The sequence below is a fragment of the Neisseria sp. HMSC064E01 genome (genome assembly GCF_001808875.1).
Lineage (GTDB): Bacteria > Pseudomonadota > Gammaproteobacteria > Burkholderiales > Neisseriaceae > Neisseria > Neisseria sicca_A.
The window spans coordinates 65,569-72,635 of record NZ_KV794959.1 but is presented as its reverse complement, the minus strand read 5'-3'; the positions used below and the strand labels follow the sequence as shown (position 1 = coordinate 72,635).

The following is a 7,067-nucleotide window of genomic DNA, read 5'->3' as shown; positions in this document are numbered from 1 at the left end:
CGTACTGGTTTAAAGTTAATCCACTATAAAACTGACTGATACGCAGATACCCCCTCTTCCGCCAAATAGAAGAAGGGGTATTTTATTGCCGGCCAGAATTTTGACTTATGGCAAGAGTATGTGAAAAAACGTGAGGTCGTCTGAAAAAACGGTTGCCATTTTTTACAGATAGTTTATAGTTCTTTATAACTAATTTTCAGCTAGTTCCTTATATCTATCTTTGCAACCTTGGATAAGCAGTTGCCATTGGGTATTCCGCCCGGCGGCAACATTTTTTTATCCGTCGGGATTTGATAAAATCCGTCCATTTTATCTGACGCAGGTCGTCTGAAAAACATAATACTTTGAATATTTATAGTTTTTATGGTTATAAATATCAAATAAAAATGAACATTTTACGACAACAGCTTTATCTGGAATCAACCAAATGAACAATACAAACAAAGAGAACCTTTTCAAACTCAGCACCTTAGCGTTCTGCCTTGCCGCTCTGCCGCAAGCCGTTCAAGCCGCTGAAGAAGTGCAGCAGGTGGAATTAAAGCAGGTCAATGTGGTTGGCAAAAACCGCAGTCTGCGTACCGAAAATCAAAACAGCTATACCGTATCCGCGATGCGCTCGACTACGGGATTGGTGCTTTCTCCGAGGGAAATTCCCCAATCCGTCAGCGTCATCACCAAAAAACAACTTGAAGACCAAGGCGTGACCAGCCTCGAAGGCGCGTTGCAGAACGCTACGGGTGTCAACGTCTTCAAAAGCGGCGGGCGCACGCATTTTATGTCGCGCGGCTATTTTATCGAGCAACTTGAAGAAGACGGCATTGCCACTCAAATCGGTTCGCCCGGCGGATTCGGCTTGGGTGGTCCGTCCGGCGACCCGACCAGCGTAACCGATATAGCGATGTACGACCGCATCGAAGTGGTACGCGGCGCGGCCGGGCTGACGCAGGCAAACAACGAACCGGGCGGCACAATTAACGCCGTCCGTAAGAAACCGACCTCCAAACGCCAGCTTTCCGCCGATTTGACGGCCAACACATGGGGCAGAGTGGGCGGCACGTTTGACGCATCGGGTGCTTTAAGTCCGGAACACGGCCTGCGCGGACGTTTTGTCGGCTCGGTTGGCAGCAACAAAACCTTCCAAGACCAATCCGGCGGCCGCGACATCCTGCTTTACGGCGTGATGGACAAAGACATCGGCGACAACAGCAAGCTCACTTGGGGCGCGAGCTATCTCAACCAAACCAAAACGCCCGACCCCGACGGACTGCCCATGCGCGCAGACGGCAAAGAATGGAAACGCAGCCGCTATCTCGGCGCAGATTGGAACGAAGCCCGTCTGAAAAAACACAACCTTTTTGCCGAATTTGAACATTATTTCAACGACAACTGGAAACTGAGCAGCAAGCTGGACTGGCGTAAAAGCGACAGCTTAAAAGAATATTACACGCTGGGCGGCACGGGTAACGGCATCGGTACAGACGGTTTGGGCAAAACTTACAGCTTCGACCGCTACGACACGGACAGCCGCCAGTTTACTTTCCAAAACAACCTGACCGGCCGTATCTTCGCCTTCGGCCAAAGCCACGACCTCTTTTTCATGCACAGCTATTCCAAAGAGAAGGTGAACTCAAGCAACCGCTGGTTTGATGACAGCAGTACCTATAACGCAGATGCGTTCAACGGCAGCGAAAAAGCCAAACCCGATTGGGATTCCGCCACAGCCAAAGCCCGTGGCGGCGACGGCCGTTATACTACCCATGCCTTCGGTTTGGGGGCGCGCATCAATCCTACCGACAAACTGCACATCATCGCAGGCGGACGCTATACCAGCTGGAAACGCGACTACTATTGGGATCGCGACTTCAAAGACGGGGTAGCAGGTTCATCAGACTCGCTCAAACGCAACCGCTTCGTTCCTTATGCCGGCATCACTTACGACATCACGCCTAAACAAAGCGTTTACGCCGCCTACACGTCCATCTTCAAACAAACGATGAACCGCGACTACAACGATAACCTGTTGCCGCCGATTATGGGGCGCAACTACGAAATCGGCTGGAAAGGCGAATGGAACGAAGGCCGTCTGAATACTTCCGTCGCCCTCTACCGCACCGACAAAGACAACAACAACCAACGCGTCAATGCCAAGCCACATCCTTATTGGGAACCGCTGGATCAAAGCAGCCGCGGCTTGGACGCCGAAATCTCCGGCAGCCTGACCGACCGTTGGCAGGTTTACGCAGGCTACACCTTCAACCGCAGCACCAACCGCAACAGCGTCGGTAACAATGTTGAATCGCGCCTAAAAGGCTACAACTTCAGCAGCCATACGCCGAAGCATATGTTCCGCCTCTACACCAGCTACATCCTGCCGGTGGATGACGGCAAATGGACGGTCGGACTGGGCTTAAAGAGCAGCAGTAAAACCGCCAACTCCTACGGCTCCATCAAGCAAGGCGGCTACACCATTTGGAATACCAACGTCCAATACCGCCCAAGCAAAAACCTGCAACTGGGGCTGGCGGTCAACAACCTGACCGACAAACGCTACTACGAAAACCAATACAGCCGTGCCGCCAACAGCGGCAGCTTCTACGGCGAACCGCGAAATGCCGTGTTCAGCCTGAAGTGGAAGATGTAGTCCGTCTGCGGTAGCAAAATTAAAAAAACAATAACCAAATCATATTCGGCAATCTATCCGACCTGCTTCTGACAGACAGGAAACGGTTGCCGTTGCTGTAAAAGAAAGGGGTCGTCTGAAAACCGCCGTTGGGTTTTCAGACGACCCCTTTCCCATAAAAACCTCTTCATCCCCACTTGAAGGAGCTGCGATGAACCATCCGATTCGTTATGCCTATCTGCTTGCCGCCGTCCCGCTGCAACTTTCCGCCCAAACCGCCGATCAGACGGAACATGTCGAACAGTCCGCCGTACCGTAACCGAGCAAAGCAGTATCGCTTCGCGCGACGGCTACACCGTACCTACCATGTCCACTGCTACCGGCCTGCCGCTTGCGCCCAAAGACACGCCGCAATCCGTCAGTGTTATCACACGCAAACAGATGGATGATTCGGGCGCGACCACGCTGGAAGAAGCATTGAAAACCACCACAGGACTGCATATGTACAAACAGGGTTTCCAAACCCGCTTTCAATCCAGGGGCTTCAGTATCGCTCAAATCAGCGAAGACGGCGTCAATTCGACCGTCTGCACCATGTGCGGCAACAATCCGCACGATACCAAACAGCTGACCGATACCGCACTTTACGACCGCATCGAAGTCGTGCGCGGTGCGACAGGTATGCATAAAGCACAAAGTTTTGGGCATTTTTACACTCAACGCACTTACGGCACAATTTTTAACTTATGAGTGGCGCCATTGATAACATAAATATCTTTACTCTGAGCACTCTGAGCGGCATGCGTGCAGGTATAGCTTGAACCAGCTGAACCAGTTGTGTACCATGTATCACCTTGAAAGTAATATTCATAAGTTTGCCAGCCTGTATAACCACCATATGTATTTTTAGCATTGACATTCACGCAAGCAAGATACACTGGAAAACCTGCCCAATTTTCTCCCTCGTGTGAGCTTTTAAATGCGGAAAGAAAACCATCAAACGCTAACGTAGTTGTATAAAATACTTTGACAGGTTTCATGTAAAATTCAATTTTTGCGCTGTCATAATCTAACAAATTTCTTTGCAAATGTTGTCTAACACTAGATTGGTAATTGCTTGGATAAGCACCATAATTTGCGCTGTGAATTTGCTTCATAGATAAGGTATCTAACACAGGTTTGGTGGTGGCCACAGGTTTGGTAGTGGAGCAGCCTGATAATAATGCCAAAGTGGTCAATGAATAAATAATAAATTTTTTCACAAAAAAGCCTCTGATAAAATCAAAGGCTTATTCTAGCATTTTTTGCTAGCATTTTTTGTAAATTTATCAATATGTGGCGAGGCACACCCTTGAAAGATGGCAACTATCCTGTTTTTTCTTGGACGGGTGATGAAATCGCCAAACCCGATTGGAACAATTCACGCATGCTCGAAACGCGTCAAACCGTCCCGAATACTCACACGGCGACCATCGCCACCCGCCTGAACCTCACCGACAAATGGCACATCCTGCTTGGTACAAGTTACAGCCGCTGGCGGATGTCCCAACACTTGTCATGGATGAACAACCCCGACAGAAACTATAAAAAAGGCCGCTTCATCCCCTACGCAGGCATTACCTACGACCTCACCCCGCAACAAAACCTATATGCAAGTTACACCAGCATTTTCCTTTATCCGGGTGAGTATTACGACATCAACGGCAAGTCTATGTCGCCTGTGATGGGCAACAGCTACGAAATCGGCTGGAAAGGCGCGTGGAACAACAACAGGCTGAACACCAGCATCGCCCTGTTCCAAACCGAAAAACACAACCAGCCCACAAACACATGGTTGGGTAGAGACCCCGCAACAGGCGATGTCCGACCATTCGTACGCGGCGACCGCGCCATCTACACGCCTGTCCGCATGGAAAGCCGCGGCATTGATGCCGAAATTGCCGGCAACATCACCGACGACTGGCAGATTTTCGCAGGTTACACCTTCAACAAAAGGCGTTATACCTCCACCGCCGCCGAGCGTACCGCAGAGCGCAACGGTCGAGGGGTCGATTTCAGCCAGCACACGCCCCGACATATCTTCCGCCTCAATACCCTGTACCGCCTGCCCGATGCGGCACGCAAATGGACGGTGGGTGGCGGTGTCAACATCCAAAGCAAATCCAGCCCGATTATGGTGGACGGAGAGAAACAATATTTGGGCGGTTACGCCGTTTGGCATGCAGCCGTACAATACGAACCCTCCAAACACGCCAAACTCAGCCTGAAAATCGACAACCTGACCGACAAACGCTATTACGAAAGTTACGCCCACCGCGCTACCTACCAAGGACATTTCTACGGACAACCACGCAATGTAACCTTGAACTTCAAGTGGAAGATGTAGCCATTTTATAAAGCGAGGTCGTCTGAAAACACCATCCGGCTTTCAGACGACCTCCCGTCCTGCCGCCATGCTGCCCATCCCGACATGACGGCATCGGTATTTTCATTTGAACATCTGCAAACGGTCGTCTGAAACCCAGCAGGAAACAAAAGTTTCGGATAGCGTGTCTGATACCGTTCCCCCGCTAATGTAGATTTTCAGACGACCTCCCGTTATTTGTACCAACACACCATCCATGAACATCCTCAAAAAATTCTCCCGACTCGCCCGCCCTTTCTGGACAGGGGCGCACGGGCGCATCCAATGGCTGATGCTCGCCGTCCTCATCGGCTTCACCCTTTGTTCCATCACCATCAGCGTTTGGATCGCCGCGTGGGACAAACGCTTCTACGACGCGCTGGCTGCGTTTGACGGTGCGTCCATGCCCGCGCTCATTGTCGAATACCTTGGCTACATGGCGATGATTATCGGCTGCATCGTCTGCGGCGACTGGCTGCAAAAACGCCTCATCTTCCGTTGGCGCACCCACCTGACTGAACAATTCCAGCAAAACTGGCTCGAAGGCCACAAACACTACCGCCTGCGCCTGACCGGCGAACCCGACAACCCCGACCAACGCATTGCCGAAGACATCTACCTCCTCGCCGACAAAAGCATCGGACTGTTCCGCTCCTTCATCAATAATATTGCCAAATTCAGCGCGTTCGTCGCCGTATTGTGGACGCTCTCCGGTGTGCAGACCTTCAACATCGGCGGGCGCGACATCACCATACACGGCTACCTCGTCTGGGTTGCCCTGATTTATTCCGTCATCAGCACCCTGATTGCCCACCTCGTCGGCCGCAAACTCAAAAACCTCAATATCGACCGCCAGCACCGCGAAGCCGACTACCGCGCCGCCCTCCTGCGCGTGCGCGACCACGCCGAACAAATCGCCTTCTACAACGGCGGCAGAGCCGAAACAGGTCGTCTGAAACAACGTTACCTCCGCATCCGCGACAACTGGCGGCGGCTCACCAACTGCGAATTCCGCCAAGAAACCTTCTGGGCAACCTATGTGCGCATCAGCATCTTCATCCCTATCCTCGCCACCCTGCCCATGTACCTCGCCAAAACCATGACCTTCGGCGACATGATGCAGACCCGCACATCGTTTGCCCGCGTCCAAGACAGCTTCGGCTGGTTCACCGACTCCTACCGCCGCCTCATCGAATGGGCGGCAGTCGTCGAACGCCTCTCCGGTTTTCAGACGGCATTGGAACAAGTCGAACAAGAAGGAATAAGTGCCGCCCGCCCAGCACCCGCACCCGCCCTGACTTTAAACAACCGCCGCCAAAGCGGCATCCTCGTCCTGCAAAACCTCACCGTCCACACCCAAACCGGCAGCCCACTGCTCACCGACATCAACCTCGAAGCCCACTCCCCCGAATGGGTATTGCTCGAAGGCAGAAGCGGCATCGGCAAATCCACCCTGTTGCGCGCCCTCGCGGGCTTGTGGCCGTATTACCAAGGCAGCTTCGCCCTTGACGGCAGTCTCCTTTTCCTGCCCCAACACCCCTACCTCCCCGCCGACACCCTGCGCCACACAGTCAGCTATCCCCACCCCGCCTGCCAAGACGACCGACTTATTCAGACGACCTTGGAACAAGTCGGGCTAGGCCGCCTGAAAAATAATTTAGACGAACCATACGAATGGCACAGCATCCTCTCCGGCGGCGAACAGCAACGCCTCAGCCTCGCCCGCGCGCTGCTGAACAAACCGCAAATCCTGTTCCTCGATGAAGCCACCAACCAGCTCGACGGCGAATCCGCATTAACGCTGATGCAGGTTCTCAAGCAAAACCTTCCCGACACTCTCGTCATCGGCATCAGCCATCAACCCGAAATCCAAGCCTTGTTCGGACGTAAAGTTAATTTAAGACCGTTCAACGAGCTTGCAAACCGTTCAGATTAGTAATATAGTTCTTTCTGACTAGTTTCATAGTTCTTTAGGGTTACTTTTAAAACTCCTTGGATAGCCTCCGCCAGCTCCCGGCAGGAGGCGTTTTTTTGCCCGCAGTT

General features: G+C 52.3%; 5 protein-coding genes. 4 read left to right on the top strand and 1 reads right to left on the bottom strand.

Annotation, left to right across the window (positions count from 1 at the left end):
• The first annotated feature begins 427 nt into the window (after positions 1 to 427).
• Both HMPREF2572_RS10310 and HMPREF2572_RS10305 read left to right on the top strand, forming a co-directional pair.
• A complete protein-coding gene (locus HMPREF2572_RS10310) occupies positions 428 to 2,641 on the top strand; it encodes a TonB-dependent siderophore receptor (RefSeq protein WP_070498370.1) in 2,214 nt (737 codons plus the stop codon).
• A gap of 345 nt (positions 2,642 to 2,986) precedes the next feature.
• Positions 2,987 to 3,370 (top strand): TonB-dependent receptor plug domain-containing protein, encoded by a 384-nt coding sequence (locus HMPREF2572_RS10305; protein ID WP_070498368.1) that lies wholly within the window; start codon positions 2,987 to 2,989, stop codon positions 3,368 to 3,370.
• On the opposite strand, the gene HMPREF2572_RS14370 is transcribed toward HMPREF2572_RS10305, so the two are convergent.
• Positions 3,346 to 3,882, bottom strand: a complete 537-nt coding sequence (locus HMPREF2572_RS14370) for a hypothetical protein (protein WP_148132329.1) — start codon at positions 3,880 to 3,882, stop codon at positions 3,346 to 3,348. The genes HMPREF2572_RS10305 and HMPREF2572_RS14370 overlap by 25 nt on opposite strands.
• An 89-nt stretch (positions 3,883 to 3,971) precedes the next feature.
• On the opposite strand from HMPREF2572_RS14370, the gene HMPREF2572_RS10300 reads away from it, so the two are divergent.
• Both HMPREF2572_RS10300 and HMPREF2572_RS10295 read left to right on the top strand, forming a co-directional pair.
• Positions 3,972 to 5,006, top strand: coding sequence for a TonB-dependent siderophore receptor (locus HMPREF2572_RS10300; RefSeq protein WP_246827808.1), 1,035 nt, complete (start codon positions 3,972 to 3,974; stop codon positions 5,004 to 5,006).
• A 235-nt stretch (positions 5,007 to 5,241) separates the two neighbouring features.
• Positions 5,242 to 6,960 carry an ABC transporter ATP-binding protein/permease gene (locus HMPREF2572_RS10295; RefSeq protein ID WP_070498365.1) on the top strand — a complete coding sequence of 573 codons (1,719 nt, stop codon included), beginning with the start codon at positions 5,242 to 5,244 and terminating at the stop codon, positions 6,958 to 6,960.
• Positions 6,961 to 7,067: the final 107 nt, after the last annotated feature.